The organism is Streptomyces sp. CA-288835 (assembly GCF_050936385.1).
In the GTDB taxonomy this organism is placed as follows: domain Bacteria; phylum Actinomycetota; class Actinomycetes; order Streptomycetales; family Streptomycetaceae; genus Streptomyces.
The window spans coordinates 3,346,415-3,373,365 of the sequence record NZ_JBNJMW010000001.1 but is presented as its reverse complement, the minus strand read 5'-3'; the positions used below and the strand labels follow the sequence as shown (position 1 = coordinate 3,373,365).

General features: G+C 69.8%; 32 protein-coding genes. 21 read left to right on the top strand and 11 right to left on the bottom strand.

Annotation, left to right across the window (positions count from 1 at the left end; all coding sequences use genetic code 11):
* Positions 1 to 172 precede the first annotated feature (172 nt).
* Positions 173 to 433 (bottom strand): UBP-type zinc finger domain-containing protein, encoded by a 261-nt coding sequence (locus ACQEVY_RS15045; RefSeq protein WP_386339127.1) that lies wholly within the window; start codon positions 431 to 433, stop codon positions 173 to 175.
* 61 nt (positions 434 to 494) lie between these two features.
* On the opposite strand from ACQEVY_RS15045, the gene ACQEVY_RS15040 reads away from it, so the two are divergent.
* Positions 495 to 2,093, top strand: a complete 1,599-nt coding sequence (locus tag ACQEVY_RS15040; protein ID WP_432948650.1) for a Na+/H+ antiporter — start codon at positions 495 to 497, stop codon at positions 2,091 to 2,093.
* A 48-nt stretch (positions 2,094 to 2,141) separates the two neighbouring features.
* Here the strand turns inward: ACQEVY_RS15040 and ACQEVY_RS15035 are convergent, their stop codons facing one another.
* The 3 genes from ACQEVY_RS15035 to ACQEVY_RS15025 all read right to left on the bottom strand — a co-directional run bounded on the left by ACQEVY_RS15035 (position 2,142) and on the right by ACQEVY_RS15025 (position 4,070).
* Complete coding sequence (locus ACQEVY_RS15035) at positions 2,142 to 3,050, bottom strand: 1-aminocyclopropane-1-carboxylate deaminase/D-cysteine desulfhydrase (protein WP_432948648.1); 909 nt, start codon at positions 3,048 to 3,050, stop codon at positions 2,142 to 2,144.
* 25 nt (positions 3,051 to 3,075) lie between these two features.
* A complete protein-coding gene (locus tag ACQEVY_RS15030) occupies positions 3,076 to 3,666 on the bottom strand; it encodes an N-acetylmuramoyl-L-alanine amidase (protein WP_432948646.1) in 591 nt (196 codons plus the stop codon).
* A gap of 170 nt (positions 3,667 to 3,836) precedes the next feature.
* A complete protein-coding gene (locus ACQEVY_RS15025) occupies positions 3,837 to 4,070 on the bottom strand; it encodes a hypothetical protein (protein WP_432948644.1) in 234 nt (77 codons plus the stop codon).
* 244 nt (positions 4,071 to 4,314) lie between these two features.
* On the opposite strand from ACQEVY_RS15025, the gene ACQEVY_RS15020 reads away from it, so the two are divergent.
* The gene (locus tag ACQEVY_RS15020) at positions 4,315 to 4,917 is read left to right on the top strand and encodes a GNAT family N-acetyltransferase (RefSeq protein ID WP_432948642.1); all 603 of its coding nucleotides are present in this window, start codon (positions 4,315 to 4,317) and stop codon (positions 4,915 to 4,917) included.
* A 25-nt stretch (positions 4,918 to 4,942) separates the two neighbouring features.
* Here the strand turns inward: ACQEVY_RS15020 and ACQEVY_RS15015 are convergent, their stop codons facing one another.
* The gene (locus ACQEVY_RS15015; RefSeq protein WP_432948640.1) at positions 4,943 to 5,590 is read right to left on the bottom strand and encodes a TetR/AcrR family transcriptional regulator; all 648 of its coding nucleotides are present in this window, start codon (positions 5,588 to 5,590) and stop codon (positions 4,943 to 4,945) included.
* Between the two features lie 118 nt (positions 5,591 to 5,708).
* Here ACQEVY_RS15015 and ACQEVY_RS15010 point away from each other — a divergent pair, with 118 nt between their 5' ends.
* From ACQEVY_RS15010 to ACQEVY_RS14990, 5 genes are all read left to right on the top strand, one after another.
* Positions 5,709 to 6,293, top strand: a complete 585-nt coding sequence (locus tag ACQEVY_RS15010; protein ID WP_432948638.1) for a dihydrofolate reductase family protein — start codon at positions 5,709 to 5,711, stop codon at positions 6,291 to 6,293.
* 54 nt (positions 6,294 to 6,347) lie between these two features.
* The gene (locus tag ACQEVY_RS15005) at positions 6,348 to 6,566 is read left to right on the top strand and encodes a hypothetical protein (RefSeq protein WP_432948636.1); all 219 of its coding nucleotides are present in this window, start codon (positions 6,348 to 6,350) and stop codon (positions 6,564 to 6,566) included.
* Between the two features lie 118 nt (positions 6,567 to 6,684).
* The gene (locus ACQEVY_RS15000; protein WP_432948634.1) at positions 6,685 to 7,098 is read left to right on the top strand and encodes a YciI family protein; all 414 of its coding nucleotides are present in this window, start codon (positions 6,685 to 6,687) and stop codon (positions 7,096 to 7,098) included.
* Positions 7,099 to 7,111: 13 nt separating this feature from the next.
* Positions 7,112 to 8,344 (top strand): RNA polymerase sigma factor, encoded by a 1,233-nt coding sequence (locus ACQEVY_RS14995; RefSeq protein WP_432948632.1) that lies wholly within the window; start codon positions 7,112 to 7,114, stop codon positions 8,342 to 8,344.
* A 10-nt stretch (positions 8,345 to 8,354) separates the two neighbouring features.
* Entirely contained in the window at positions 8,355 to 8,684 is a 330-nt protein-coding gene (locus ACQEVY_RS14990) for a DUF952 domain-containing protein (RefSeq protein WP_432948630.1), read from the top strand.
* Between the two features lie 137 nt (positions 8,685 to 8,821).
* Here the strand turns inward: ACQEVY_RS14990 and ACQEVY_RS14985 are convergent, their stop codons facing one another.
* Positions 8,822 to 9,574 carry a VOC family protein gene (locus ACQEVY_RS14985; protein ID WP_432948628.1) on the bottom strand — a complete coding sequence of 251 codons (753 nt, stop codon included), beginning with the start codon at positions 9,572 to 9,574 and terminating at the stop codon, positions 8,822 to 8,824.
* A gap of 67 nt (positions 9,575 to 9,641) precedes the next feature.
* On the opposite strand from ACQEVY_RS14985, the gene ACQEVY_RS14980 reads away from it, so the two are divergent.
* From ACQEVY_RS14980 to ACQEVY_RS14930, 11 genes are all read left to right on the top strand, one after another.
* Positions 9,642 to 12,791, top strand: coding sequence for an ATP-binding protein (locus ACQEVY_RS14980; protein WP_432948626.1), 3,150 nt, complete (start codon positions 9,642 to 9,644; stop codon positions 12,789 to 12,791).
* A 143-nt stretch (positions 12,792 to 12,934) separates the two neighbouring features.
* Positions 12,935 to 13,309, top strand: coding sequence for a gas vesicle protein (locus ACQEVY_RS14975; protein WP_432948624.1), 375 nt, complete (start codon positions 12,935 to 12,937; stop codon positions 13,307 to 13,309).
* Positions 13,310 to 13,459: 150 nt separating this feature from the next.
* The gene (gene gvpJ / locus ACQEVY_RS14970; protein ID WP_328768716.1) at positions 13,460 to 13,858 is read left to right on the top strand and encodes a gas vesicle protein GvpJ; all 399 of its coding nucleotides are present in this window, start codon (positions 13,460 to 13,462) and stop codon (positions 13,856 to 13,858) included.
* A 102-nt stretch (positions 13,859 to 13,960) separates the two neighbouring features.
* Positions 13,961 to 14,671, top strand: a complete 711-nt coding sequence (locus tag ACQEVY_RS14965; protein ID WP_432955219.1) for a GvpL/GvpF family gas vesicle protein — start codon at positions 13,961 to 13,963, stop codon at positions 14,669 to 14,671.
* A gap of 3 nt (positions 14,672 to 14,674) precedes the next feature.
* Positions 14,675 to 14,926 carry a gas vesicle protein GvpG gene (locus ACQEVY_RS14960; protein ID WP_432948621.1) on the top strand — a complete coding sequence of 84 codons (252 nt, stop codon included), beginning with the start codon at positions 14,675 to 14,677 and terminating at the stop codon, positions 14,924 to 14,926.
* Positions 14,927 to 15,071: 145 nt separating this feature from the next.
* Positions 15,072 to 15,542: a gas vesicle protein gene (locus tag ACQEVY_RS14955; RefSeq protein WP_432948619.1), complete on the top strand. Its 471-nt coding sequence runs from the start codon at positions 15,072 to 15,074 to the stop codon at positions 15,540 to 15,542.
* Complete coding sequence (locus tag ACQEVY_RS14950; protein WP_432948617.1) at positions 15,539 to 16,603, top strand: GvpL/GvpF family gas vesicle protein; 1,065 nt, start codon at positions 15,539 to 15,541, stop codon at positions 16,601 to 16,603. Before ACQEVY_RS14955 ends, ACQEVY_RS14950 begins: the two co-directional genes overlap by 4 nt.
* Positions 16,600 to 16,794, top strand: coding sequence for a gas vesicle protein GvpJ (gene gvpJ, locus ACQEVY_RS14945; RefSeq protein ID WP_432948615.1), 195 nt, complete (start codon positions 16,600 to 16,602; stop codon positions 16,792 to 16,794). The genes ACQEVY_RS14950 and gvpJ (ACQEVY_RS14945) overlap by 4 nt, the downstream gene beginning before the upstream one ends.
* Before the next feature lie 7 nt (positions 16,795 to 16,801).
* On the top strand, positions 16,802 to 17,107 hold the full coding sequence (locus ACQEVY_RS14940) for a gas vesicle protein K (RefSeq protein ID WP_432948613.1): 306 nt from the start codon (positions 16,802 to 16,804) through the stop codon (positions 17,105 to 17,107).
* A gap of 165 nt (positions 17,108 to 17,272) precedes the next feature.
* The gene (locus ACQEVY_RS14935) at positions 17,273 to 19,051 is read left to right on the top strand and encodes an aminotransferase class I/II-fold pyridoxal phosphate-dependent enzyme (protein WP_432948611.1); all 1,779 of its coding nucleotides are present in this window, start codon (positions 17,273 to 17,275) and stop codon (positions 19,049 to 19,051) included.
* The gene (locus ACQEVY_RS14930; protein ID WP_432948609.1) at positions 19,048 to 19,851 is read left to right on the top strand and encodes a phosphatidate cytidylyltransferase; all 804 of its coding nucleotides are present in this window, start codon (positions 19,048 to 19,050) and stop codon (positions 19,849 to 19,851) included. The genes ACQEVY_RS14935 and ACQEVY_RS14930 overlap by 4 nt, the downstream gene beginning before the upstream one ends.
* Before the next feature lie 128 nt (positions 19,852 to 19,979).
* Here ACQEVY_RS14930 and sodN read toward each other — a convergent pair whose 3' ends face one another.
* Positions 19,980 to 20,375, bottom strand: a complete 396-nt coding sequence (sodN, locus tag ACQEVY_RS14925) for a superoxide dismutase, Ni (RefSeq protein WP_189320739.1) — start codon at positions 20,373 to 20,375, stop codon at positions 19,980 to 19,982.
* Positions 20,376 to 20,520: 145 nt separating this feature from the next.
* Here sodN and sodX point away from each other — a divergent pair, with 145 nt between their 5' ends.
* Entirely contained in the window at positions 20,521 to 20,955 is a 435-nt protein-coding gene (gene sodX / locus ACQEVY_RS14920) for a nickel-type superoxide dismutase maturation protease (RefSeq protein ID WP_432955218.1), read from the top strand.
* Here the strand turns inward: sodX and ACQEVY_RS14915 are convergent.
* Entirely contained in the window at positions 20,859 to 21,488 is a 630-nt protein-coding gene (locus tag ACQEVY_RS14915) for a CGNR zinc finger domain-containing protein (protein ID WP_432948607.1), read from the bottom strand. The two genes, sodX and ACQEVY_RS14915, sit on opposite strands and share 97 nt — an antisense overlap.
* A 95-nt stretch (positions 21,489 to 21,583) precedes the next feature.
* Between ACQEVY_RS14915 and ACQEVY_RS14910 the strand changes: the two genes are divergently transcribed.
* Positions 21,584 to 22,342: a class I SAM-dependent methyltransferase gene (locus ACQEVY_RS14910; protein WP_432948605.1), complete on the top strand. Its 759-nt coding sequence runs from the start codon at positions 21,584 to 21,586 to the stop codon at positions 22,340 to 22,342.
* A 98-nt stretch (positions 22,343 to 22,440) separates the two neighbouring features.
* On the opposite strand, the gene ACQEVY_RS14905 is transcribed toward ACQEVY_RS14910, so the two are convergent.
* From ACQEVY_RS14905 to ACQEVY_RS14895, 3 genes are read right to left on the bottom strand one after another with little or no spacing between them, the layout of a single operon-like run.
* Positions 22,441 to 23,202 carry an amino acid ABC transporter ATP-binding protein gene (locus tag ACQEVY_RS14905; RefSeq protein WP_432948603.1) on the bottom strand — a complete coding sequence of 254 codons (762 nt, stop codon included), beginning with the start codon at positions 23,200 to 23,202 and terminating at the stop codon, positions 22,441 to 22,443.
* Entirely contained in the window at positions 23,199 to 24,149 is a 951-nt protein-coding gene (locus tag ACQEVY_RS14900; RefSeq protein WP_432948601.1) for an amino acid ABC transporter permease, read from the bottom strand. Before ACQEVY_RS14900 ends, ACQEVY_RS14905 begins: the two co-directional genes overlap by 4 nt.
* A 34-nt stretch (positions 24,150 to 24,183) precedes the next feature.
* The gene (locus ACQEVY_RS14895) at positions 24,184 to 25,146 is read right to left on the bottom strand and encodes an ABC transporter substrate-binding protein (protein WP_432948599.1); all 963 of its coding nucleotides are present in this window, start codon (positions 25,144 to 25,146) and stop codon (positions 24,184 to 24,186) included.
* A 551-nt stretch (positions 25,147 to 25,697) separates the two neighbouring features.
* Here ACQEVY_RS14895 and ACQEVY_RS14890 point away from each other — a divergent pair.
* Positions 25,698 to 26,921: an NAD(P)-dependent malic enzyme gene (locus tag ACQEVY_RS14890; RefSeq protein ID WP_432948597.1), complete on the top strand. Its 1,224-nt coding sequence runs from the start codon at positions 25,698 to 25,700 to the stop codon at positions 26,919 to 26,921.
* Positions 26,922 to 26,951 lie beyond the last annotated feature (30 nt).

Sequence of the window (26,951 nt, the reverse complement as noted above, 5' to 3'; positions counted from 1 at the left end):
ACGCTACCGCGCTCTCAGGTTTCCTGTCCCCATGACCCCAACCCGTTGTCGTCACTCATAGTAAACACAGTTATACGCACAGTGGCTAGGGGTCTGCGGGCCCAATTGGGAAGAGCGTGCGCCGGGTTGACGTACCCAGGCGTCAGACCGTCGAATCTTACGGATCCTTCGGTCACACGATGACGTGGTCGACGAAACACCATCGCCAGCTCTCACCGGGCTCGAGCGAGCGCATCATCGGGTGTCCCGTCTCCTTGTGGTGCTCCGTCGCATGCCGCATCGGCGACGTGTCGCAGCAGCCTACGTGACCGCAGTCCAGACACAGCCGAAGCTGCACCGGGTGCGTGCCCGCGGCACGGCACTCGATGCAGGTCTCGCTGAGCGGTCCGGGTTCCGGACGCGGCAGCGAAGCGGTGTGCGTGCACTGTTTCATGATTGCCAGGTTACGACGGGCGCGGCGAAAACAGCTCAAGAACGAAGGCAGGCCGAAACCGATGCATGTGATGCCTCTGTTGCTGCTGATCGCGGGCTGTGCCGCGGTGGCCGGTGTGGCCCGCCGCACCCCGGTCCCGCCGCCGCTGCTGCTCGTCACGATGGGCCTGGCCGTTTCGTACGTCCCCTGGGTGCCCGAGTACGAACTCGACCCCGAGGTGGTGCTGCCGCTGCTGCTGCCTCCGCTGCTCTACACGGCGGCAACGGACAGCTCGTATCTCGATCTGCGGGCGCACATACGGCCCGTGGCGCTGCTGTCGGTGGGGTACGTGCTGTTCGCGACGCTCGTCGTCGGCTGGGCCGCGTATCTGATCGTGCCGGACCTGCCGCTCACCGCCGCCCTGGTGCTCGGCGCGGTGGTGGCGCCGCCGGACGCGGTGGCGGCGACGGCGGTCGCCCGCCGGGTCGGGCTGCCCTCGCGGCTCACCACGATCCTGCAAGGCGAGTCCCTGGTGAACGACGCGACCGCGATCACCGCCTTCAAGGTGGCGCTCGCCGCCGCCGTCGGGGAGGGCGCGTCCTGGGCGGGCGGCATCGGCGAGTTCCTGCTCGCGGCGCTCGGCGGGATCGGGATCGGGCTCCTGTTGATGGTGCCGATCCACTGGCTGCGTACGCATCTCAAGGAGGCGCTGCTGCAAAACACGCTCTCCTTGTTGATCCCTTTCTTCGCATACGCGGTCGCCGAGCAGGTGCACGCCTCCGGAGTGCTCGCCGTGGTCGTCGTCGCGCTCTATCTCGGGCACCGCTCTTGGCAGGTCGATTTCGCCACTCGGCTGCAGGAGGAGGCGGTGTGGAAGATGGTCGCGTTCATCCTGGAGTCGGCGGTTTTCGCGTTGATCGGTCTGCAACTGCCGATCGTTCTGCAGGGGCTCGGGGAGTACGAGGGTGTCCGTGCCCTCTGGTACGCGGTGGCCCTCTTCCTGGTGGTCGTCGCGGCCCGCTTCGTATGGGTGTATCCGGCGACGTTCCTGCCGCGCATGCTGTTCCGGCGAGTCCGGGAGCGGGAGGAGGACCCCAGCTGGAAGGGGCCCTTCATCGTCGGCTGGGCCGGAATGCGGGGTGTCGTCTCGCTCGCCATCGCGTTCTCGATCCCGCTGACCATGCACGGCGGCGAGAAGTTCCCCGGCCGGAATCTCATTCTCTTCCTGACCTTCACGACCGTCATCGGGACGCTGGTCGTGCAGGGGCTGACGCTGCCCCCGCTGATCAAGTGGCTGAAGCTGCCCGGACGCGACGCACAGGCGGAGACGCTCGCGGAGGCGAACGCCCAGGCGCAGGCCTCCCGGGTCGCAGAGCAGCGCCTGGACGCACTCCTCGACGACGAGCGCAACGCCCTGCCGCCGCCACTCGCCGAGCGCCTCCGCTCGGTGCTGGAGCGCCGCCGCAACGCCGTGTGGGAGCGGCTCGGCTCGGTGAACCCGGTGACCGGGGAGACCGTGGACGACACATACCGCCGCCTGGCGCGCGAGATGATCGGCGCCGAACGGGAGGTGTTCGTGAAGCTGCGCGACGGTCGCTATATCGACGACGAGATGCTGCGGACGCTGCTGCGGCGGCTGGATCTGGAGGAGGCGGCTGCCTACCGGGAGTCGGCGACCTGAGGTGATGGCCGACTGCGGGGTGATGGCCGGTTACGGCGTAATGAGCGGTTACGGGGTGAAGGGCGCACCCGTGATCACGGCTGCGACGGTCGTGCCGGGCGGGAAGGCGCCTTCCTCCGTGAGGGTCAGGAGTCCGTACAGCATCTTCGCGACATAGAGGCGCTCGACGGGCAGGCCGTGGCGCTGCTCGAAGTCGGCGGCGAAGGCGTCGAGTTCGGGGATGGTGCGGGCGTAGCCGCCGCAGTGGAAGCGGTCGTCGAGGGACCAGTCGCCGCGCGGACCGCCGAAAGCGCGGTGCTGGAGGGTGCGTATCTCCGTGTCGAGGAAGCCGCCCTTGAGGACGGGGATGCCCAGGGCGCGCTGGCCGGGGCCGAGTCCCGCGGCCAGCCCGGCGAGGGTGCCGCCTGTGCCGCAGGCCAGCGCGACGACGTCGGCCTGGCCGCGCAGCTCCTCACCGAGGGCCCGACAGCCGCGTACGGCAAGGGAGTTGCTGCCGCCCTCGGGGACCACGTACGCGTCCTCGGCGCCCGCCTCGCTGAGGATGGCGGCCAGTGTTGCCGGCTCGGTCTTGTAACGGTAAGTCGACCTGTCGATGAAGTGCAGGCGCATTCCGTCGGCGGCGCAGCGGGCGAGGGAGGAGTTCAGGGGGCGTTCGGCCAGCTCCTGGCCGCGTATCACGCCGATGGTGGGCACGCCCAGGAGGCGGCCCGCGGCGGCCGTGGCGCGCAGGTGGTTCGAGTAGGCGCCGCCGAAGGTGAGGACCGTACGGCCCGCCGCGGCGCGCAGGTTCGGGGCCAGTTTGCGCCACTTGTTGCCCACCAGATGCGGGTGGATCAGGTCGTCCCGCTTGAGGAGCAGACGTATGCCGTGACGCGCGAAGCGCTCGTCCACGACGGCCTGGAGCGGCGACGGCAGCCGCGGCCGCAGGAGGTCGAGGTCGAGCGCTTCGGGGGGCACTGGGGTGCTCGTCAGTTCTTGCTCGTCAGTTCAGGCGGTCGCGGATGCGCGCGCGCATGGAGGACATGGTGAAGCCACGGGGGTCGACCTTGCCCGGCTGCCATTCGAGATGGCCGATCACCGAGCGTTCATTCCAGCCGTGGTGGCGGCAGACCGCCGCCGCGGCCCGCTCGATCGCCTCCAACTGGGCCGCCGGCCACGGGTCTTCGCCGTCGCCGAGGTTCTCGCACTCGAAGCCGTAGAAATGGCGGTTGCCGTCGGTGTTCGCCTCGTTGTCCCGGGGGAGGCTCCGCTCGGCGATGACCGCGCGCAGTACGTCGTCGTCGCCGAGGCCCGCGTGGTTGGCGCGGCCGTAGCCGACGAGGTGGACTCGGCCGTCCTTGGTGATGACGCCGTGGCACAGCGGTCCCGGCAGCCCGCTGTAGCCGTCGCGGCAGATCTCGACCGTACGCTTGCTGCCCCGGGTCACCGTGTGGTGGATCATCACGCCATGGACCGGGCCCCAAGGGCCCTTGTGATTGCGATTGTGATGCTCCCAGTCGCCTACTTCGACGACGGTGCACCCTTCGTCCCGCAGTCTCTGCAGGAATCTGCCCGCGGACATGGGTGAGGCCATGACCGCCTCCTTACATGGGGGCGCGACGGCCACCCATCGCGACCGCCTCGTACCGCCGCTTTTACCCGGAACTCCCCACCGGGGACCACTTGTTCGCACAGCTTGCGAGCCGAATCGGTCAGCTTGACCGTTATTCGACCGTTCATGGCCGGCGGTACGGGCGGTTCGCGTCAGGAGCGCAGTACTCCGTCGCCATGCGTCGCGATGTGGCTCTCCAGAGCCTGGAGAGCGCGCTGCGTCGCGTCGGGAGAGCCCGTGCCATGCCGCTCGGCGTAGTAGGCCGCGCCGAGACTCTTGAGCAGATCGCCGCCCGCCCGCTGCGCCTGCACTTCGTCGATCTTGTGCTTGCCCTGTGTGATGCCGCGCTGCGCTTGTTCCTTGGCGCGGTCCAGGAAGCCTGCCATTGCTGTCTCCTCGTCGCTCGTCCGTCACCGGTTCAACGCCCGGCCCGATCTTGGCGTTCCCGCCCGGAAATGTCCGTGAATCCGGTCGGCGAAGGCCCCGGCCGACAGCCCTACGGTGTGCCCCTCAATCGAAGATCCAATCCTGATCATTTCGAGCGGGCCACCCGAGTGAGGATGCGGATACGGTTCGCATAGGCTGCAACGGATAGGTGGAGACGGGCAGTTGAGCTGGAGGTACGGGGCAATGGGCGTGGCGATTCGCAGAGCCGGGGAAGGCGATCGGGAGGCCGTTACGCGGCTTCTGGACGACGCTTTTCAGAACGACCCGGTGAGCAGCTGGGTCTTCCCCGACGCGGACGACCGTCGCCGTACGCACCACCTGCTGATGGGAGCCTTCCTCGGCATCGTGCTGGAAGAGGGCTATGTGGATGTCACCGAGGACGGTTCGGCCTGCGCACTGTGGCTGCCGACGCCCGCGGAGGCCCACGAGGACGACGACGAGGACGGGCCTGCGCAGCTGCGTGAGGCAGTCGATCCCGGCAATGAACGGATCGAGCAGATCGCCCGGCTGACGGCCGGGATACACCCGGCGGGCACGGCACACGAGTACCTGTGGATGATCGGCGTGGCTCCGGAGCGGCAGGGCGAGGGCCTCGGTACGGCGCTCATCCAGCACGTACTCGACCGCTGCGACCGCGAGCAACTGCCCGCGTACCTGGAGGCGAGCAGCGCCCGCAGCCGCCCCCTGTACGAACGCCTCGGCTTCACCTTCATGGGCAGCACGCTCGACCTGCCGGACGGTCCGCCCATGTGGCCGATGTGGCGCGATCCGGCTCCGCGCTTCTGACGGGACGCGCCCGGCACGCCCACCCTTAACGCTGCCCGGACACTGAGCCGGACCCGGACCCTGCGTCGGCCCCCGACCTTGCGTCGGACTCCGGCACGATCGTCGCCACGATCCGTTCCACCAGGCCGTCCGGGACACTGACGCCGGGGAGTACGCCCTCCAGTACTCCCGGCAGGGTCAGGTGCTCCAGGAGCAGGCCGAGCATGGCGAGGTACAGCACGGTTACGGTCTCGTCGCCGCCGGGGAGCCCCGCGTCGCGGTGGAAGTCCATGGCGTACTCGAGGTCCGCACGGACCGTCTTCGTGAATGAGGCCCGCAGCTCCGGGCGCCGGGTGGCCTCCAGGCGCATCTCCATGAGCGCCAGATAGCCCGTACGGTCCGCCTGCGCCCGCGCCATGAGGTCGTGCATGAACGCCGTGACCAGCGCACGGTCCTTCGGTGCCTTCATCAGCTCGGCCAGGACCACCGGATCCGGTGCGAGCCGCTCGTGCAGCCGTATGTCGATCTGGCGCAGCAGGTCGTCGCGGCTGCTGAAGTAGTTCGAGGCGGTGCCCACCGGCACCCCGGCCTCGGCGTCCACCGCGCGGAACGTCAGCCCGCGCGCCCCCTCGCGCGCCAGCACCTCCACACCGGCGTCGACCAGGGCGGCCCTGCGCTCCGGGTTTCTGACCATGCGGAATCCTCTCTCCCAGTTGACTTCCGTGCCGGAAATCCCTTGCAACCACTACAAGTGAAGCACTATGAATGGAGTGGTTCAGTCGACGGCAGTCACCCTACGGAAAGAGACCAACTTGCGAAAGCTCACGTACTTCATCGCCTGCTCGATCGACGGCTTCATCGGCGCCCCGAGCGGCGAGGCGGATTTCTTCACGCGGTTCGTCGACGAGGAGTACATGGAGTGGTTCTGGAACGAGTACCCGGAGGCACTGCCGACCCACGTCCGCCGTGCGCTCGGCATCGATGACCGGGAGAACAAGAAGTTCGACACGATCATCCAGGGCCGGGGCAGCTACGACCTGGCCCTGGCGATCGATGTCACCAGCCCGTACGCCCATATGAGGGAGTTCGTCGCCTCGCGCACCCTCAAGGAGTCGCCCGACCCGAACGTCGAGATCATCTCGGACGACGTCGTCGGCAAGGTCCGCGAACTCAAGCAGGAGGACAGCGAGTTCGGCATCTACCTCTGCGGAGGTTCGAAGATCGCGGGTGAGCTGATCGACGAGGTGGACGAGCTCGTCATCAAGACGTATCCGCTGGTCCTCGGCTCCGGAATGCCGATGTTCGGCTCCGCCTTCGCGCTCACCGAGTTCACGCTCGACACGGTGCGCAGCTTCAAGAACGGCGTCCTCGTCCGGACGTACCAGCGCAAGCGGTAACCCGAGTACGTCGCTCATCTGTCGGCCCCGGCCATACCGCAATACCCTGAATGCATGGCCAGTGATGAGTACGTCTGTCCCGTTTGCGGCCACTCTGTCGACCAGGTCGTGCGCCGGCACAAGACCCTGGGCGTGTTCGTGCCCCTGTGGCGTCCCGGCCCGTGCAAGAACCCCAAGTGCGAGGCGTACGAGGGGGAAGAGGGCGAGTCGGAGCCCGTACTCACGACGGAGTCCGGACCGGCGGTCGAGAAGACCGAGCAGCAGGACTCCTGACGCTCATCACGCGCGCCTGAAGAAAACTTCCGCGAGCCTGTAGAGAAGCGCGGGCCGGCTCCGACGTCCCCTGTGAGAACCGCCCACCACGGGCGGTCCGAGCCGAAGGAGCGGACTCATGAAGTACCTGGTGATGGTGCAGGGCACGCAGGCGGACTACGAGACCCAGGCGGGCAAGCCCACCGGCGGTGCCCCGGTCTGGAGCAAGGAAGACATCCAGGCCATGTACGAGCACATGGGGGCGATCAACAACGATCTCTCCGAGACCGGCGAGTTCATCGACGCCCAGGGGCTCGCCGAGCCGGCCCAGACCCGCCTGGTCGGCAAGGGCCCGGACGGCAAGCCCGTGATCACCGACGGGCCGTACGGCGAGACCAAGGAAGTGATCGCCGGTTACTGGCTCCTGGAGTGCGAGAGCCTGGAGCGAGTCACGGAGATCGCCGAGCGCGTCATCTCGTGCCCCGTCCCCGAGGGCGCGAACGTGTACCCCGTCGTCATCCGGCCCGTCGGCGACGGCGGAGGCGATTGCTGAGCAGGGGAGACGCTTGAGACGTACGACCGAGGTCGAGGACCTGCTGCGCCTGCATGCGCCGCAGGTCCTCGGCGCGCTGGTCCGCCGGTACGGGCACTTCGACGCCGCCGAGGACGCCGTACAGGAGGCGCTGCTGGCCGCGGCCGGGCAGTGGCCCGAGTCGGGGATTCCCGACAATCCGCGGGGCTGGCTGATCAGGGTCGCCTCGCGGCGGCTCACGGATGCGTTGCGCAGTGAGGAGGCGCGGCGGCTGCGGGAGGAGAAGGCGGCGGCGCTCACTCCGCGCGACGCCTTCACCGCGCCGCCGCCCGGGGCCTCTCGCGCGCCCTCCGAGGACGACACGCTGACCCTGCTCTTCCTCTGCTGCCACCCGGATCTGCCTCAGGCCGGCCAGATCGCGCTGACGCTGCGGGCCGTCGGCGGGCTGACGACGGCCGAGATCGCCCGCGCGCATCTGGTGCCCGAGGCGACGATGGCGCAGCGGATCAGCCGGGCCAAGCAGAAGGTGAAGGGCGCGCGGTTCGGCCGGCCGGAGAACTGGGAGGCGCGGCTGCCCGCGGTTCTGCACGTCCTGTACCTGATCTTCAACGAGGGGTACACGGCCACCTCCGGAGCCTCCCTCCAGCGGGCCGAACTCGCGGGCGAGGCCATCCGGCTGACCCGTACGGTGCACCGGCTGCTGCCCGGTGACTGCGAGGTGACCGGCCTGCTCGCGCTGATGCTCCTCACCGACGCCCGCCGGGCCGCGCGCACCGGCCCGTACGGCGAACTGATTCCGCTCGACGAGCAGGACCGGGGGCTGTGGGACAAGGCGGAGATCGAGGAGGGCGTGGCCCTGGTGACGTGGGCCCTCACTCAACGCCGCCCGGGCCCCTACCAGTTGAGGGCCGCGATCGCCGCCGTGCACGATGAGGCGGACTCGCCTGACAGTACCGACTGGGCCGAGATCCTCGGGCTCTACGACGTCCTCGTCCACCTCGTGCCCAGCCCCGTCGAACGGCTCAACCGTGCCGTGGCCGTCGCGATGGTTCACGGCCCGCGTGCTGGACTCGCCGAACTGGACGCGCTCGCGCCCGAGTTGACGTCAGGGCATCGGCTCGACGCGGTTCGCGCCCACCTCCTGGAGCGCGCCGGTGATCCCGAGGGTGCCCGCGCCGCCTATGAGTCGGCTGCCGCCAAGACCCTGAGCCTGCCCGAACAGCGCTATCTCCGGGGCCGTGCGGCCCGCCTCGGCGACATCACTTAGCGTGTCGCTCATGCCCGAGCTTCTGCACATCACCGAACGCTCCCTCTGGGACGCGGCCCGCGCGACCGGCACGTACGAGATGTCGACGCGTGGTCGCACCCTCCAGGAGGAGGGCTTCATCCACTGCTCGACCCGTGCACAGCTGCCGCGCGTCGCCGCCTTTTTGTACGGGGCGTACGAGGGGCCCGATGACCTTGTGGTGCTGGTCATCGACCCTGAACGGCTCGGCGTGCCGGTGAGGTACGAGGCTCCGGAGGCGGGCGGGGAGGAGTTTCCGCATGTCTACGGGGCTATACCGGTGGCGGCGGTTACCGCGGTGGAGCCGGGCGCTCCGCTATGAGAACCGGTTTGACGCTGCGGGTTCGTTGTGGCTGGTCGCGCAGTTCCCCGCGCCCCTGAAAGGTAGGCCTGCGGCCTCCTTTCAGGGGCGCGTACCGCACCGGCGGGCGCGTCCGCACTGGACCTCCCCAAGGCCGCTCAGGCGGGCAGGCCCCCGGTCGCCGGGTCCCGTGCCGTTAGGCAATACGTACCGCCCGCCGGGTCTCGCATCACCAGCCACCCCGCGCCGCGGTTTACGAACGTGGCGCCCAGGCTCTCGTGCCAGGTGCGGGTCGCGTCCATGTCGGAGCAGGACAGGTCCAAGTGGGCCGACGTGGGGCGGGCCTCGTCCAGGCGTTGGAGGAGGAGGCGGACGGGGAGGCCGGGGGACTCCACGATGTGGAACTCCGGGCGGGAGCCCGGGTACGCGTTCCAGCCGGTGAGGGCGGGCCAGAAGGTGACGTCACGGTCGTACGCCGGTGGGGACAGGTCGATGCAGACCTGGTCGAGGCGGCTTGTCGAGCCGTCGGGGGCCTGGGTCGCCGGTGGTCGGACCGACTCGCCGTGCCAGGGGACCACGCAGAACAGCTGGCCGCCGGGGGAGCGGAGTACGGCCCCGCCTTGGAGGTCGGCGACCATCTGTGCGCCGAGTCGCAGCGCCGACTCCACCAGTGCGGGGACGTCCTCGGGACACAGGTCCAGGTGGGCGCCTCCGGGGCCCGAAGTGACGCCCTGTGCTTTTACGCAGGCGTCTCCTGCTTCCGATTCTTCCGCTAGCAGGGTTACGAACTCGTCCTGGTCGCCCCGCGGTGGGGACAGGCGTGTTCCGGTGACCGTCGTCCAGAAGTCGCAGGCCCGGCCGTAGGTTTCGGCGGGGCGGTCGATGAAGGCGTACGTCCAGCGGATGCTCATCGGGGGATCGTAGGTCGGGCCTGGACGGTCGGCATTCCAATAAGCCGGGGCTGGCTAATCTGCTGCGGTGACCATCGAGTTGACGCTGTTGACGCGGGTTTCGTATCGCGACCGGGAGATCACGGGGCCCCGGCTGCGCGGGTTGCTCGCTCTGCTCGCGGAGGATCTGCGGGTAGGGGCCAGTACGGCCCGGCTGGTGGACGGGCTGTGGCCGGAGGAGCAGCCGGAGAACCCGACCAAGGCGCTTCAGGTGCTCGTTTCCCGGGTGCGGTCGCAGCTCGGTCCTGACGTCGTCGTCAGCACCGCGACCGGTTACCGGCTCGCCCTGGCCGAGGACCAGGTCGACAGCTCCGCCGTGCTGCTGTGCACCGCCGAGGCCGCCGCGCACGCCCGGGCGTGCGAGCACGCGGAGGCGCTTGCGCGCGCCGAGGCCGGGCTCGCGCTGTGGGACGGCGCACCGGCCGGCGGCAGCGACGTACACGATGATCCGGTGTCCGCGCTGCGGGCGGCGCGTGCCCCGGCGTACGCGGCGCTGACGCGGGCCCGCGCGCTCGCCCTGTCCCGGCTCGGCCGCCGCGCGGAGGCCGTCGAGGCGCTCGCGCGGCTCGCGGGCGAGTTGCCGCGTGACGAGGAGGTGCTGCTCGAACTGCTGCGCTGCGAGGCCGACACGGCGGGGCCGGCCGCCGCGCTGGCCCGCTACGACGCGTACCGCCGTCGACTGCGCGACGGACTCGGCACCGACCCCGGGCCCGCCCTGCGGGCCCTGCACCAGGAGTTGCTGCGGGGCGAGGCGCCCGTGGTCCGGCACGGGATCCCGTACGAGCCGAACCCGCTGCTCGGCCGGGACGACGACATCGCCGCCGTGGCCGGCCTGCTGCGGTCCTCGCGGGTCGTCTCGGTCATCGGGCCCGGCGGCCTGGGCAAGACCCGGCTCGCGCATGCCGTCGGCCGCGCGGCGGAGCAGCGGGTCGTGCACTTCGTACCGCTCGCCGGTGTCACCTCCGACGACGACGTGGCCGGGGAGGTCGCTTCGGCCCTCGGCGCCGGCGAGTTCGCACGTACCGCCGGGCTGCCCACCGACCTGCTTGCCGGCATCGCGGGCGCCCTGGGACCGTCCGCGCTGCTCATCCTCGACAACTGCGAGCAGGTGGTACGCGGCGCCGCCGAACTCGTACGGGCCCTGGTGTCCACGACCCGCGACCTGCGGGTGCTCACCACGAGCCGGGCCCCGCTCGGCCTGTCCTCCGAATCCGTGTATCTGCTCCCGGAGTTGAGTCTGCCGACGACCGTCGAGCTGTTCGGGCAGCGGGCCCGGGCGGCCCGGCTCGGCGTCGAACTGCCCGCCGGAACAGTTGAGGATCTGTGCCGCCACCTCGACGGGCTGCCGCTCGCCGTGGAGTTGGCGGCGGCCCGGGTGCGGGTCATGGCCGTCGACGAGATCGCGCGCCGCCTCCAGGACCGCTTCACGCTGCTGCGCGGCGGCCCGCGCGACGCGCCGCAGCGGCACCGCACGCTGCTCGCCGTCGTCGACTGGAGCTGGCATCTCCTCGAACCGGACGGACAGGCCGCGCTGCGGGCCCTGTCCGTGTTCCCGGACGGCTTCACCGAGGATTCCGCCCGTCAACTCCTCGGTGATGAGGACGTGTTGGAGGTGCTCGAGCATCTCGTCGACCAGTCGCTGCTCAAGGTCGGGGACACCGTGGCGGGCGTACGGTTCCGGATGCTGGAGACCGTACGGGAGTTCAGCACCGCCCGGCGGGAGGAGGCGGGGGAGAGCGAGCGGGTGACGAGGCAATTCCTCGCGTGGGCCCGGGACTTCGGGAGGGCGCACCACGATGCGGCCTTCGACGCCGAATCCGTGGCGGGCCTGGAGCGGATCCGCGCCGAGCAGGACAATCTGCTGCATGCGCTGCGGCTGGCACAGGTCCGCGATGACCGGCCCGCGATCGTGGGCGTCGCCGCCGTACTCGCCGGGCTGTGGAACATCGACTCCAGCTACCAGCGCACCATCGCGCTGATCGAGGAGACCGGCCGGACCCTCTCCCACTTCCGGCCCGAGCCCGGCTTCGTGGAGGTCACGCGGACCCTGGCGACCCTCTTCGCCTCCAACGTGCTGACGCTGCAGGGCCCGACCCCTCGCGCGCTGCGCGCGGTGACCGTCCTGCGCAGGCTGCCCCCGGCCCCGCCGGACACCCTGGTGCGCGCCGCGGCGATCGTGGTGAGCGGGATCCTGGGACCCGATCCGACCGCGCTCGCGACCCTGTGCGACAGTCCCGAGCCGCTGGTGGCCGGTGTCGCGAACGCCGCCGAGAGCTACGTACGAGAGCGCGAGGACGATCCGGAGGGGGCGCTCAGGACGGCGCGGCGGATGCTGGAGGCGTTCGAGCCGCGGGGGACGCCCTGGATGCTGACCATGGCCCACGCCCGGGTCAGCGAACTGTGTGTCCAGCTCGAACGCGGCCAGGAAGCGCGGCGTCACCTGCTGACCGCACTGCGCCTCCAGGACCAGCTCTTCGGCACCGATGCCGACGACACCGGGGTGCGCTGGGCCCTGGTGATCGCCTCTCTCCAACTCGGTGACATCGACGCGGCGGAGTACTGGCTCGAGCAGACGGTGGGCAAGGCGGACGAGGGGTTCGGGGTGCGGATGTACGACCTCGGGCTGCGGGCGGAGGTCCTCATCGCCCGCGGGGACGCCGAGGCCGGACTCGAAGTGTGGCGGCGTGCCGCCGATCCCTCGGCGAACGCCGACGGTCCGCTCTTCGGGGGCGAGGCGACCGGCCTGGAGCCGTGGACGCTGGAGGCCGAAGCCGTCACCGTGACCGCCCATGCGCAGCAGGGCCGCCTCGATCTCGTGGAGGGCTTGGTCCGTGAACTCCCGCGCAAGACAAGGGCGATGCTCTCCCAGCCGACCGCCGCGCTGCCCGCGTACTACATGGATCTGCCCGTCTGCGGCGCGCTCCTGCTGGCCCTCGCGATGGTCGACCTCGACCGGGGCGCCATCCGTTCGGGAGCCCGCCTGATTGCCCTCGCGGAACGCTGCCGCTTCCTGCGTTCCTTCCAGCCGACCATGTCCTCCGCCCGCGCCCGCGAAGCCGCCCGCAACGCCGACAAGGCGGCCTACGACGACGCGGTGTCGACGTACGCCGCCCTGGGGCGGGACGCGCTGCGGGCTGCCGCGCTGGAGGCGCTCCGGGAGCGGGAGCAAGGTCTCTAAGGGTGGGGCGGTTGAAATCGCGAGCCGATCGGTGAAACCCGGGGGAACTTCGCGCAGGTCGGCGGCGTGGTGGCTGCTGATGGTCACAGGATCTTCGGCAGATCCCCTCCCCACATGGGCCCCGGAGTTGGCACGGTAGGGGCATGGCAAGCACAGAATCGGACGACCCCGACGCACCCACGACCCCCAGGACGCAGCGCGCTGTGAAAGGCGCCACGCCGACGGGTTCCACGAACGAAACGGCCGGGAGTAACGGCCGTGTGACGGCCGCTCAGGCCATGAGCGGCGCGGCGGCTCAGCTCGCCGAACTGCTCGGCACCGCCCCGGATTCCGTTTCCGCGCTCCGGCCGACACAGGACGGCTGGACCGCCGACGTGGAGGTTGTGGAGCTGGTACGGGTTCCCGACACCATGACCGTCATGGCCACCTTCCGCGTCACGCTGGACCTGCGCGGACAGCTCCTCGGCTACGAACGGGTGCGCCGCTACGCCCGCGGCCAACTCGACCAGAAGCGTTGAGACCCCGGCAGTAGACCCCGGCGGTCCGCTGCTCCAACTTCCGCTTCCGACGGCGGTTTTCGGTCGCCCCCGTGAACACGGCCGCTGTGCCTCCCGTACGTACCTGTGGAACGGCGAGCACAGCGAAGGGAACCCGAACCCGTGACCGTCATGACCACAGCAAGCGGAACGCAACCCGTTGCCGCCTCCAGTTCCAGCGGTTCGGGGACCGCCGGGCTCTACGACATTCTCGAACTCATCCTGGACCGCGGGCTCGTCATCGACGTGTTCGTCCGTGTCTCGATCGTCGGCATCGAGCTGATCAAGATCGACATACGCATCGTCATCGCCAGCGTGGACACCTATCTGCGCTTCGCCGAAGCCTGCAACCGGCTCGACCTGGAGTCGGGCCGGAAGGCGCCCGCCCGGCTCACCGACATCGTCGGCGACATGGTCGAGAGCGGGGCCAGGGGCACGACGAACGGCGCGATCAGCGGCGCCGTAGACGGCGTCGTCGACGCGGTCGGCGACTTCTTCGGCGGCGACGACGAGGAGGGGAAGAAGCGGTGAGCAAGGAGGAGGAGCAGCAGAAATGGGGGCGGCGCGGTGAGTGACGCCCCGACCCACCCGGCGCCGGCCTCACCGGTCCCGGATCCGGCACCCGACCCTCCCCTGTACGTCTACGCCATCACCGGCTCCGACCATCCCCTGCGGCTCGACGGACTACGGACCGTCGGCGGCATCGGCGGCTCCCTGAGCGCGGTGGTCCGCGGCTCTCTCGCCGCCGTCGTCAGTCCCGCACCCGCCGAGCTGCGCCCCAAGCGCCGTGATCTCACCGCCCACCAGGAGCTGCAGGAGCGGCTGATGGCGGACGGGGCGGTGCTGCCCATGCGGTTCGGGATGCTCGCCCCCGACAGTGTGACCGTCGGAAGAGCGCTGGAGGAGAAGAGCGAGGAGTACACGCGCAGACTCGCCGAGCTGCACGGCACTACTGAGTTCAACCTCAAGGCCGCACGTGCCCAGGACGACCTGCTGCGCGAGGTGCTGGGCGAGTCCGAAGAGGCCCGCAGACTCAATGAGCTCACCCGGGACGGCAACGGCACGTACGAGGACCGCGTGGCCCTCGGCGAGTTGCTGGCCAAGCAGGTCGACGCCCGGCAGCGGCTGCTGGCCGAACAGGTCGTGCAGCAGTTGTCCTCGCTGGCCCGCGCCAGAGTCGAGGGCCCTCCGGCGAAGGACGACTTCCTCAACGTCTCGTTCCTCGTCGCACGCGCTCACGCCCACGAATTCACCGAGGCGGGGCAGCAGTTGGCGCGCGACTTCGGCGAGGGCTACGACTTCCGGCTGCGCGGCCCCCTGCCCCCGTACAGTTTCGCGGCCTGACCCATGGGCCTGCTGACCGGCATCCTCACGCTGCCACTCGCGCCCCTGCGCACCACGATGTGGGTCGCCGAGCAGGTACGGGACGCCGCCGAAGCGGAGTACTACGACCCGGCCCCCGTCCAACAGGCCCTGACCGAACTGGAACGGGCCCTGCTGGACGGGCGGATCGACGAGGACGAGTACGACCGCCGCGAGGACGAACTGCTGGACCGACTCGACGAGATCACCGCATGGAGACGAGCCTCCGGATCATGACGCCACGACGCAGCACGCAACGAGGCATCACGCCATGGCACATCGGGCGACGACGCGTCACGCCACGACGTATTGGGCAGCGACGCGTCACGCCTCGGTGCATCGGGCAACGACGCGTCACGCCACGACGTATTGGGCAGCGGCCATGACGCAACCGGTGGCAGGCATGCTCGGCGGATCGGCGTCCCGCCTTCCGTCCCCGTACGAGCAGGGGCCGGGCGGGCAGGGCGCCAACCTCGCCGACATCCTCGAACGGGTCCTCGACAAGGGCGTGGTGATCGCGGGCGACATCCGGATCAACCTGCTCGACATCGAGCTGCTCACCATCAAGCTGCGGCTCATCGTCGCCTCCGTCGACAAGGCGAAGGAGATGGGCATCGACTGGTGGGAACACGATCCCACCCTCTCCTCCCGGGCCTCCCAAGCTTCCCAGGCGAGTTCCGGTGCCGCGGAGCAGCCCGTCGCCGAGCGGCCGGACGCGTCGCTCGAGGAGCGGCCGGACGGGCGGTCTCTTGCTGAGGCCGAGGATCCCGTCCGTTCCCTCGCCGAGGAGAACGAACGCCTGCGCGCGGAGATCGCCGCGCTGCGGTCCGCCGACAGGAGCCCTGCCTCATGACGCACACCGATATCGCCACGGACACCGATGTGAAGACCGACTTCGGCACCGGCATCAAGGCCGAGGTCAGAGCCGGCATCGACGCCGAGATCAACGACCGCGTCGAGCCAGGCCTCAAGACAGACCTCAGGACGGACGTCGAGACCGAGGTCGGCACCGGAACCGGAACCGGCACCGGCACTGGCGCGAAGACGGACATCGTCTACGCCTACGCCGTGCTGCGCCGCACCCCGGAGGCCGCCCGTGCGGTCGCGGACCTGCGCGGTGTCGCGGGCGAACCGATACGCCTGCTGGAGTTCGGCGACGACGCACCGGATGGCACTTCGGATGGGTCTCCGGACGAGGCACACGAGGCCCAGGATGGTGCCCGGGACGACGCACCGGACCACCCCCCGGCGCTCGCCGCGGTCGTCGGCACCGTCCCCGCCGCGGAGTTCGACGAGGCGTCCGTCAGAGCCGGCCTGGAGGACCTGGACTGGCTGGAGGCCACGGCCCGCGGGCACCACGCGGTGGTCGCCTCGCTCACCGGCCGCGGCATCGCCGTGCTGCCGCTGCGCCTGGTCACCGTCTACCGCGACGAGGGCCGCGTACGGCAGACCCTGGAGGACCGCCGCGACGACTTCCTGCCCCTGCTGGACCGCGTCACGGGCCACGTGGAACTCGGCGTCAAGATCTACGCGGCTCCCGACACCGAGTCACCCGACCCCGAACCGGCCAAGGGCCTGGGCGTCGGCCGCGCCTACCTGGCCGGACGCCGCCGCCGTAAGCGCTCGACGGAGGACGCCTGGCAGGCCGCCACCGACACCGCCGCTCGCCTGAGGGAACTCGCCGGCACCCTCGCCGTGGACCGCGTGGCCTTCCGCCCGCAGAGTGGCGAACTCGCCGGCTCGGCCCCCGGCCCCAACGTCAGCAATGACGCTTACCTCGTCCCCGAGGACCGGGTAGGCGACTTCCGCACCCGCGTCCTGGCAGCGGCTGAGGGCCTCCAGGGCGTCCATGTGGAAGTGACCGGTCCCTGGGCCCCGTACTCCTTCTCCCTCCCCGCGGAACCCGTCTCATGACCGCAGCCACCGTCGCCGACCGTCCGGTCGCCCTCATCGATGTCCTCGACCGCCTCCTCCAGGGCGGCGTCGTCATCACGGGCGACCTGGTCCTGTCCATCGCCGACGTCGACCTCGTACGCATCGATCTGCGCGCCGTCATCGCTCCGGTCGCCGCCGCCGCTGTCGACGCCGCCGCCCAGCCGCAGTGAGGCCGCCATGCCCCCGCCCCCGGAAGCCCGTACCGCCGCCCGCCGCCTGTCCACCGACCCGGACACCGTCGAACGCGACCTGGTCAAACTCGTCCTGACCGTCGTCGAACTCCTCCGTCAGCTCATGGAACGCCAGGCCCTCCACCGAGTCGACAACAACGACCTCACAGAGGACCAGGAAGAACGCGTAGGCCTGACTCTGATGCTCCTCCACGACCGCATGCAGGACCTCTGCGCCCGCTACGACCTGCGGCTGGAAGACCTGAACTTGGACTTGGGGCCCCTGGGGACGCTGCTGCCGCCGTCCGACTGAGGGTCCCCACCAACTCGCCCGCCACTGGCCCCCGTTGGACGGAGCACGCGGTGGGCGACCGCGCCTGAGTACGCGTACTCAGGCGCACTGTGTCGCTCGGCGCTGTCGCGGCCGACCCGCGTTCCCCACGATGGGACCGGCCCGCCCGCGTCGGAAGAGGTGCTCATGGGACGTGACCTGCAGCTGCGCGCTGCCACTCCGGAGGATCTGGAGTGGATCCACGAACTGCGCCACCGGGTGTACGCACGGGAGCTGGGCCAGCATGCGCCGGTTCCGTCCGGCCGACTGCGCGACGGGCTGGACGGCGACAACGTCTACCTGGTCGCGGCGCGCGGCGCGGACCGGATCGGCTTCGTCAGCCTGACTCCGCCGTGGTTGGGGCGGTACGCACTGGACAAGTACCTGACCCGCGACGAGTTGCCGCTGCTGACCGAGGACGGGCTCTTCGAGGTACGCATCCTCACCGTGGAGCCGCGCTGGCGGACCACCGCCGCGGCACCGCTGCTGATGTACGCGGCGCTGCGCTGGATCGCCGCCCGGGGCGGTCGCCGGGTGGTGGCGATGGGGCGCACCGAACTGCTCGACATGTACCTGGCCGCCGGCCTGCGCCCCGTCGGCCGAACCGTCCACAGCGGTGCGTTGACGTTCGAGGTGCTGACCGGCAGCGTGACCGAGCTGACGAAGGTCACGAGGGACCGTTACGGCACCCTGTTGGAACGTCTGCGGTCCGCAGTGGACTGGCGGCTGGACATGCCGTTCGCACCCCGGCCGGACGGCTGCGAACACGGCGGCGCCTCGTTCACCGCCATCGGCACGGACTTCCGTAGCCTGCACCGGCGCCATCGGGTCGTCGCGGCCGACGTACTGGACGCCTGGTTCCCGCCGGCTCCTGGGGTGCGGGCGGCGCTCGCGGAAGACCCGGCCTGGGCCGCCCGGACCTCGCCGCCGACCGGCGCCGAGGGCCTGCTGGCGGAAATCGCCGCGGCCCGGGAGCTGCCGACTGAGACGCTCGCGGTCGGCGCCGGCTCATCGGACCTGATCTTCCGGGCGTTCGGCCAGTGGCTGACCCCGCAGAGCAGGGTGCTCCTGATGGACCCGGGTTACGGCGAGTACGCCCACGTCACGGAGCGGGTGATCGGCTGCCGGGTGGACCGGTTCCGGCTGCGGCGCGAAGACGGCTGGCGGATCGATCCGGCCCGGCTGTCCGCTGCCGTCGCCTCCGGCCGCTACGACCTCGTGGTGGTGGTCAACCCGAACAACCCGACGGGACGCCACGCACCGGCCGCGGAGCTGCGCTCGGTGATCGCCGCCGCGCCGGCCCGGACCCGCTGGTGGATCGACGAGGCATACCTGGGCTATGTCGACCTGACCGAGTCACTCGCCGGCCTCGCCGCGACGGACCCACGGGTGGTGGTCTGCAGCTCACTGTCCAAGATGTACGGGCTGTCCGGTCTTCGCGCGGCATACCTGGTGGCCGAGCCGACCACCGCAGCCCAGCTACGCCTGCGGACACCGCCCTGGCCGGTCAGCCTCCCGGCACAGCTGGCCGCCGTGGCAGCCCTGCGCGACCCGGCGTACTACAGCGACTGCTGGCTTCGCACCCACGCACTGCGCCGGCAACTGGCCGCCGACCTGGCCGGGCTGGACGAGACCGTCGTGGTCGAGGAAGGGGTGGCGAACTTCCTCACCATGACCCTGCCGTCCGGCGGGCCGAGTGCCGCACAGGTGGTGAACGAGTGCCGCCGCCACGACGTCTACCTACGCGACCTGTCGCCGTTGTCGTCGGCCTACGAGGGACGCACGGTGCGCATCGCGGTCAAGGACACCGCCGAGAACGCGCGCATTGTGGACGGCTTTCAGGCCGCCCTGGAGGTACTGCGACCTGGTTCGGCCTCACTAGTTTCGATGCCTGCGGGTGTTCCCGCCGCCGGATCCGCCCGGTGATCACCGTCGCCTCCCTGGCGCCCTACCTCGGCGGGGCGCTGGCCCTTGGCGGCCTCGCGGTGGTGGCGTCCCGGCGCCGGGAGCTGCTGATCCGGTGGTGCGCCTGGGCAGTCGGAGTGCCACTGGTCACCGGCGCGTTCTGGTGGGGCAGTCCGGGCGCCGCGGCCATCGCCATCGCCGTAGGGGCGATCGCGGCGATGGAGTTCGGCGGGCTGATGCACCTGGGCCGGCCAGACCGGGTCGTACTGGCCGCGGCGGTGGCAGGCGTGGTGCTGACCGCCTGGCTGGCGCCCGGACAGGAGCTCCGGGCGGTCGCGATCGGGGCGCTCGCGGTGGCCGCGGTGCCGCTCCTGTCCGGCGACGCCGACCACGGCCTGCACCGGCTCTGCACCGGTCTGCTCGGGCTGGCCTGGCTGAGTGTGCTGGCCGCGCTGGTGCCGCTCGGGGCGAGCGCGCTCGCGCTGTTCGTGGCGGTCTCGATCGCCGACATCACGGCGTACTTCGCCGGTCAACGGCTGGGCGGGCCGCGGCTGTCGCCCCTGTCACCGGCCAAGCGATGGAGCGGGACCCTGGCCGGGGCGGCGGCCGGCGTCGGCGCGCTCGCCGTGCTGTCCGCGCTGAGCTGGCCGATGGCGGTCGCGGCGGCGGTCGGCGGCCCGGCAGGCGACCTCCTCGAATCCATGATCAAAAGAGGCGCCCAGGCGAAGGATGCCGGTAGTTGGCTACCCGGCTCCGGCGGCCTGCTGGACCGGATCGACTCGCTGCTGATCGCACTGGCCGTCCTGCTGGTCCTGAGCTGACCTGCGCCCGGACAAAAAGGAACGCACCCGGTCCGTCGTGGCCGCCATACTCGGCGCCCCGAGGACCGGGTGCGGAAAGGGAGACGCTGCAACCAACGTAATCGCAGGTCAGAGAGCCTGATCAAGGATCAGGCCTTCTTGGTCTCCCAGAAGATCTTGTCGACCTGGGCGATGTAGTCGAGGGCCTTCTGGCCGGTCGCCGGGTCCGTGGAACCCTTGGCGGCGGAGAGGGACTTCAGGGTGTCGTTGATCAGCTGGTGGAGCTCCGGGTACTTCTCGAAGTGCGGCGGCTTGAAGTAGTCGCTCCACAGCACCGAGACGTGGTGCTTGGCGAGCTCGGCGCGCTGCTCCTTGATGGTCGTCGCCCGGGCCTGGAAGTGAGGGTCGTCGTTGCCGGCCATCTTTTCCTGGATGGCCTTCACCGACTCCGCCTCGATACGGGCCTGGGCCGGGTCGTACACACCGCAGGGCAGGTCGCAGTGTGCGCTGACCTTGACCTTGGGGGCAAACAGGCGGGAGAGCATTGAGCTGTCCTTCCTCGTGATCGTCTTCTCAGGTGGGACATTACTCCGTGCTGGACGGGATTTCGCGAGTGCCCCCATGGGCTTAGGACAAAAGTCCGGGGTCAGACTGAGACTGGTGGAGGATAGGACCGGGGAGGTGCCGGTGATGCCGGAGCTGTCGCAGGAGACCGAGCGCGGGAGGGCTGTCTTGCCTTTCGGGGTGGCCGAAGTGACCGGGCCGTCCATGGTGCCCACGCTGTATCACGGGGATCTGCTCGTGGTGCAGTACGGAGCGCGCGTCAGGCCCGGAGACGTGGTCGTTCTGCGTCATCCGTTCCAGCAGGACCTGCTGGTCGTCAAGCGCGCCGTGGAGCGGCGCGAGGGCGGCTGGTGGGTGCTCGGGGACAACGCGTACGCGGGCGGGGACAGCACGGACTACGGGACCGTGCCCGAGGAATTCGTCCTCGGAAAGGCATGGTTCCGGTACCGGCCCCTGAAGGAGGGTCAGCGTTCGCCGCTCGCGGTCGCGCGCTGGGCGCTCTCGGCCGCGCGGCCGGTGTTCCCCGACCGGTCGGCCTCCAGGCGCTTGCGGGCGCGGTAGGCGGCGACGTTGGCGCGGGTCGCGCAGCGGTCCGAGCAGTAGCGGCGGGAACGGTTCGTCGAGGTGTCGAGGTAGGCGTTGCGGCACGGCGCGGCCTCGCACAGGCCGAGGCGGTCCACGCCGTACTCGGTGAGGTGGAAGGCCAGACCCATCGCGGCGATCGCGGCATAGCCGGCGGTCGCGTTCGAGGGGTGGTCCGCCAGGTGCATGTGCCACAGCGGGCGGCCGTCGTCGTCCCGGAAGTCGTGCCCGGAGATCTGCGGGCTCACCGGGAACTCCAGGAGCAGTGAGTTCAGCAGGTCAACAGCGAGCGTCTCGTCGCCGCCGTCCGCCGCCTCGAAGACCGCCCGCAGCCGCGCCCGTACGCCCCTGAAGCGGGTGACGTCGGCGTCCGTGGCGCGGCGGGCCGCCGAGGCGTTGACCCCGAAGAGGTCGCGGACGGCCTCGACCGAGGTGAGCGAGTCCTTGCCCCGGGCCGGTTCCTCGGTGTTGACGAGACGTACGGCGTAGTCCGAGTAATAGGCCAGTTCCACTTGTAGTCCTTACGAGGGCGCTCTATGGTCGTGCTGCGAGCGAGTAATGGCTGACTGTGATTCCAGGGTATTACTCCTGGAGGGGAGGGGCTTCCATGACCACCGTGACCGGAGCCGACTGGCATGCCTGGCAGGAGAGCTGGGACCGGCAGCAGGAGTGGTACCTCCCGGACCGTGAGGAACGCTTCCGGGTCATGCTCGACATGGTCGGGGCCCTGGTCGGCCCCGCACCGCGCGTACTCGACCTGGCATGCGGTACGGGAAGTATCACGGCCCGGCTCCTGAAAAGGTTCCCGGAGGCCGTCAGCACTGGCGTCGACCTCGACCCCGCGCTGCTGGCCATCGCCGAGGGCACCTTCGCCGACGACGACCGCGTCACCTTCGTCACGGCCGACCTGAAGGACCCCGACTGGACGACAAAGCTGCCGTACGACTCGTACGACGCCGTCCTCACCGCGACCGCCCTCCATTGGCTGCACCTCGAACCCCTCGCGGCCCTCTACGGTCAGGTCGCGGAACTCGTCCGCGACGGTGGTGTGTTCATGAACGCGGACCACATGATCGACGAGTCGACGCCGAGGATCAACGCAGCGGAGAGCGCGCAGCGGCAGGAGCGGATGAACCGGGACAAGGAGGCCGGCGTACTCGGCTGGACCGAGTGGTGGCAGCTCGCCGCCCAGGATCCGGTACTCGCCGAGCCGACCGCCCGCCGCTTCGAGATCTACGGAGAGCACGCCGACGGCGACACCCCGTCCGCCGAGTGGCACGCGCGCGTGCTGCGCGAAAAGGGCTTCGCGGAGGCCCGGGCCGTGTGGCGTTCGCCTTCGGACGCGCTGGTCCTCGCGCTCAAGTGACGAGGACGTGGCGGCACGTTGGGGCATGACGGCACATGAGTAAGGGGCGGTACGGGCATCCCGTACCGCCCCATCTCGTACGTACCGTCAGAGGACCTTCAGAGAACCTTGGACAGGAACGACTTCGTCCGCTCGTGCTGCGGATCCGTCAGTACGTCGCGGGGGTGGCCCGACTCGACGACCACGCCGCCGTCCATGAAGACCAGGCTGTCGCCGACCTCGCGGGCGAAGCCCATCTCGTGGGTGACGACGATCATGGTCATGCCGGACTCGGCGAGGTCACGCATGACGTCGAGGACGTCGCCGACCAGCTCCGGGTCGAGGGCCGAGGTCGGCTCGTCGAAGAGCATCAGCTTCGGCTCCATGGCCAGCGCGCGGGCGATCGCCACGCGCTGCTGCTGGCCGCCGGAGAGCTGCGAGGGGTACGTCCCGGCCTTGTCGGCCAGGCCCACCCGCTCCAGCAACTGGCCCGCGCGCTCCCGCGCCTGCGCCTTGCTGACGCCCTTGACCTGGACCGGGGCCTCGATGATGTTCTCGAGAGCCGTCATGTGCGGGAACAGGTTGAAACGCTGGAAGACCATGCCGATGTCCCGGCGCTTCAGGGCGACCTCGTTGTCCCTGAGCTCGTACAGCTTGTCGCCCTTCTGGCGGTAGCCGACCAGCTCTCCGTCGACGTACAGACGGCCCGCGTTGATCTTCTCGAGGTGGTTGATGCACCTCAGGAAGGTCGACTTGCCGGAGCCGGAGGGGCCGATGAGGCAGAAGACCTCGCCGGACTGTACTTCCAGGTCGATGCCCTTGAGGACCTCGACCGGGCCGAACGACTTGTGGACGCCCTCGGCCTTCACCATGGCGGTCATGCGGCACCTCCCGGCGTCGATCCTGGACGGTTGGAGAGGGACAGCATGTTCGCCTTGATCTTCTGGAACGGGGTGTCCGGGAGCGTACGGCTGGAACCGCGGGCGTAATACCGCTCCAGGTAGTACTGGCCGACGCTGAAGACCGAGGTCAGCACCAGGTACCAGGCCGCGGCGAGGAACAGCATCTCGGCCGGGGCGCCGGACGTCTGACCGATGTCCTGGGCGACACGAAGCAGCTCCGAGTACTGGACCACGGACACCAGCGAGGTCGTCTTCAGCATGTTGATGACCTCGTTGCCCGTGGGCGGCACGATCACGCGCATCGCCTGCGGGATGACGATCCGGCGCAGGGTCTTGCCGTGGCTCATGCCGAGCGCGTGCGAGGCCTCGGTCTGGCCCTCGTCGACCGAGAGGAGGCCGGCGCGGCAGATCTCCGCCATGTACGCGGCCTCGTTGAGGCCGAGGCCCAGCAGCGCCGTCAGGAACGGGGTCATGAACTGCGACCACTCGTCCTTGTAGACCGGCCCGAGGTTGATGTACTCGAAGACCAGGCCCAGGTTGAACCAGACGATGAGCTGGACCAGGACCGGGGTGCCGCGGAAGAACCAGATGTAGAACCACGCGATGGACGAGGTGACCGGGTTCTTCGACAGCCGCATCACCGCCAGCAGGATGCCGCCGACGACGCCGATCAGCATGCACAGCACCGTGAGCAGCAGCGTGTTGCCGACGCCGCTGAGGATGCGGTCGTTGAAGAGGTAGTCCGGGATCGCGCCCCAGTTGATCTTGCCCTGGGAGAACGCGTAGATGACCCCGCCCAGCAGGGCGAGGGCGATGACGGCGGAGACGTACCGTCCGTAGTGACGGACCGGGATGGCCTTGATGGCCTCCGGGCCGGCCGGCGGGGTGTCCGCCGGTCCGTCCGTCTTGTCGATGTCAACAGTCACGGGTGTTGCCTTTCAGTGCCCGCCGGCCGCGCGGTCACTTGCCGCCGTTGATGGTGGCTTCCTTGACGGCGCCGTCCTCGACGCCCCACTTCTTGATGATCTTGTCGTACTCGCCGTTCTCGATGATCGCGTCCAGGGCGGCCTTCAGCGCGTCCCGCAGCTCGGTGTTGTCCTTGGCGACCGCGATGCCGTACGGGGCGGCCTCGACCTGCTCGCCGACGAGCTCGAAGTCCTTGCCTCCGCCCGAGGTCTTCACCGCGTACGCGGCGACCGGGAAGTCGGAGGAGCCGGCGTCGGCGCCGCCACCGCGCAGGCGGGTCTGGGCCTGCTGGTCGTTGTCGAAGGCCTCGATGGTGATCGTCTTGCCGCCGGTGCACTTCTTCGCCTCGGCCTTGGCGAGGTCCTCGGAGACCGTGCCGCGCTGCAGAACGATCTTCTTGCCGCACAGGTCGGACCAGGTCTTGATGCCCTGGTCGTCGCCCTTCTTGGTGTATATCGAGACACCGGCGGTGAAGTAGTCGACGAAGTCGACGCCCTCGCCGACCTTCTTGCCCGTCTCGGAGTCGACGCCCTCCTGGCGGTCCTTGGTGTCGGTCATCGCGGACATGGCGATGTCGTACCGGTCGGAACGCAGACCGGTGATCAGCGTGTCGAACGTGCCGTTCTCGAACTCGAACTTCACGCCGAGCTGCTTGCCCATGGCGGCGGCGATGTCGGGGTCGATACCGACCGTCTTGCCGGAGTCGTCCTTGAACTCGACCGGCGCGTACGCGATGTCGGAACCGACCTTGACGACGCCCGCGTCACGGATCTCCTTCGGCAGCTTGTCGGCCAGCGGGGCCGCTTTCGCCGAAGAGGTGTCGGTGCTGTCCGAGCTGCTGCTCTCGGTCTGGTCACCGCAGCCCGTGAGTAGCAGGGCGCCGGCGACCGCGATCGCACCGACCGCGGCCATCCGGGAGCGGGCGGCGGTCGTACGACGGGTGGAGCTTGCGGTCATGGTGATTCCTCCGGCGGAAGGGTGGAGTGCCGATGGGTCGACGAGAACACACACCTTTGTGGGTGTCGCGACCTCGTGTGATGACGGCAATCTTGCCATTCGGACGGATCCCCTCAGGGTGCCCGCTATGTCAAAATCGGATAACGGGTGACCCCCGACCCGTGCCGGACCGGTCGATCATGACCGGATCTTGTGCGGATTCTTCGCCTTCTGGCCGGAAGATCTTCGGTGCTTCGCGCGATGCGAGCGGCCGCCTCTGCGCACTTGCGGCGCCCTGCTGACTTGTCAGGATGTGTCTGTGTATACGGGCACAATTCCTGCCAGCGTCATGTGACCTTGGTGTTATGGACTCGTCGGCGACGGCGTCCGTCCGGTAAGAAGGTTCCTTACACCCCTCATCCGGGGCTCAGGGCGCGTGTGCGGCGCGCCCGTCGCGTATGTGCCCGTACGTACCCGTACGTAGCCGTCACATCAGGGACATACGCGGTGCCCGCCCACCCCTCACCCGGAGTGGACACCCTCAACCGTTCAAGACTTAAGGGGTAAAACAAGTGGCAGCGGAGATCGTCAATCCTCGCAGCGACGGCAGTACGGATAAGGACGGCGGCGCCGAGCCTCTCGATTCCATCGACCCGGCGTTCGCCCTGCACCGGGGCGGGAAGATGGCCGTGCGGGCCACCGTTCCCGTCCGGGACAAGGACGACCTGTCCCTCGCTTACACGCCCGGCGTCGCGAAGGTGTGCAGCGCCATCGCCGAGCAGCCGGAACTCGTCCACGACTACACGTGGAAGTCGTCCGTGGTGGCCGTGGTGACGGACGGTACGGCCGTGCTCGGGCTCGGCGACATCGGGCCCGAGGCCTCCCTCCCCGTGATGGAGGGCAAGGCGATCCTGTTCAAGCAGTTCGGCGGGGTCGACGCGGTGCCGATCGCTCTGGCCACGACGGACGTCGACGAGATCATCGAGACCGTGGTGCGGCTCGCGCCGTCATTCGGCGGGGTCAACCTCGAGGACATCTCGGCGCCCCGGTGCTTCGAGATCGAGCGGCGGCTGCAGGAGCGGGTGGACATTCCCGTCTTCCACGACGACCAGCACGGGACCGCTGTCGTCACGCTGGCCGCCCTCAGGAATGCGGCTCGGCTGACGGGGCGGTCGCTCGGGGATCTGCGTGCGGTGATCTCCGGTGCGGGGGCGGCCGGCGTCGCCATCGCCAAGTTCCTGCTCGAGGCGGGGCTCGGGGATGTCGCGGTCGCGGACCGCAAGGGTGTCGTGTCCGAGGACCGGGACGATCTGACGCCGGTCAAGCGGGAGCTTGCCGCGCTGACCAACAAGGCTGGGTTGTCGGGGTCGTTGGAGGCCGCGCTCGCCGGCGCCGACGTCTTCATCGGGGTGTCCGGCGGTACGGTTCCGGAGCCGGCCGTCGCTTCCATGGCCGAGGGCGCGTTCGTGTTTGCGATGGCCAACCCGAATCCCGAGGTGCACCCCGATGTCGCGCACAAGTACGCGGCTGTGGTGGCGACCGGGCGGTCCGACTACCCCAACCAGATCAACAACGTGCTGGCGTTTCCCGGGATCTTCGCGGGGGCGCTGCAGGTGCGGGCGTCTCGGATCACGGAGGGGATGAAGATCGCGGCGGCCGAGGCGTTGGCTGCGGTCGTCGGGGACGACCTTGCCGCGGATTACGTCATCCCGTCGCCGTTTGACGAGCGGGTTGCTCCTGCGGTCACGGCGGCGGTCGCCGCTGCCGCTCGGGCGGAGGGTGTCGCTCGGCGTTGACGCCGGCGTCGCCTCCGGCGGTTGGGCGGT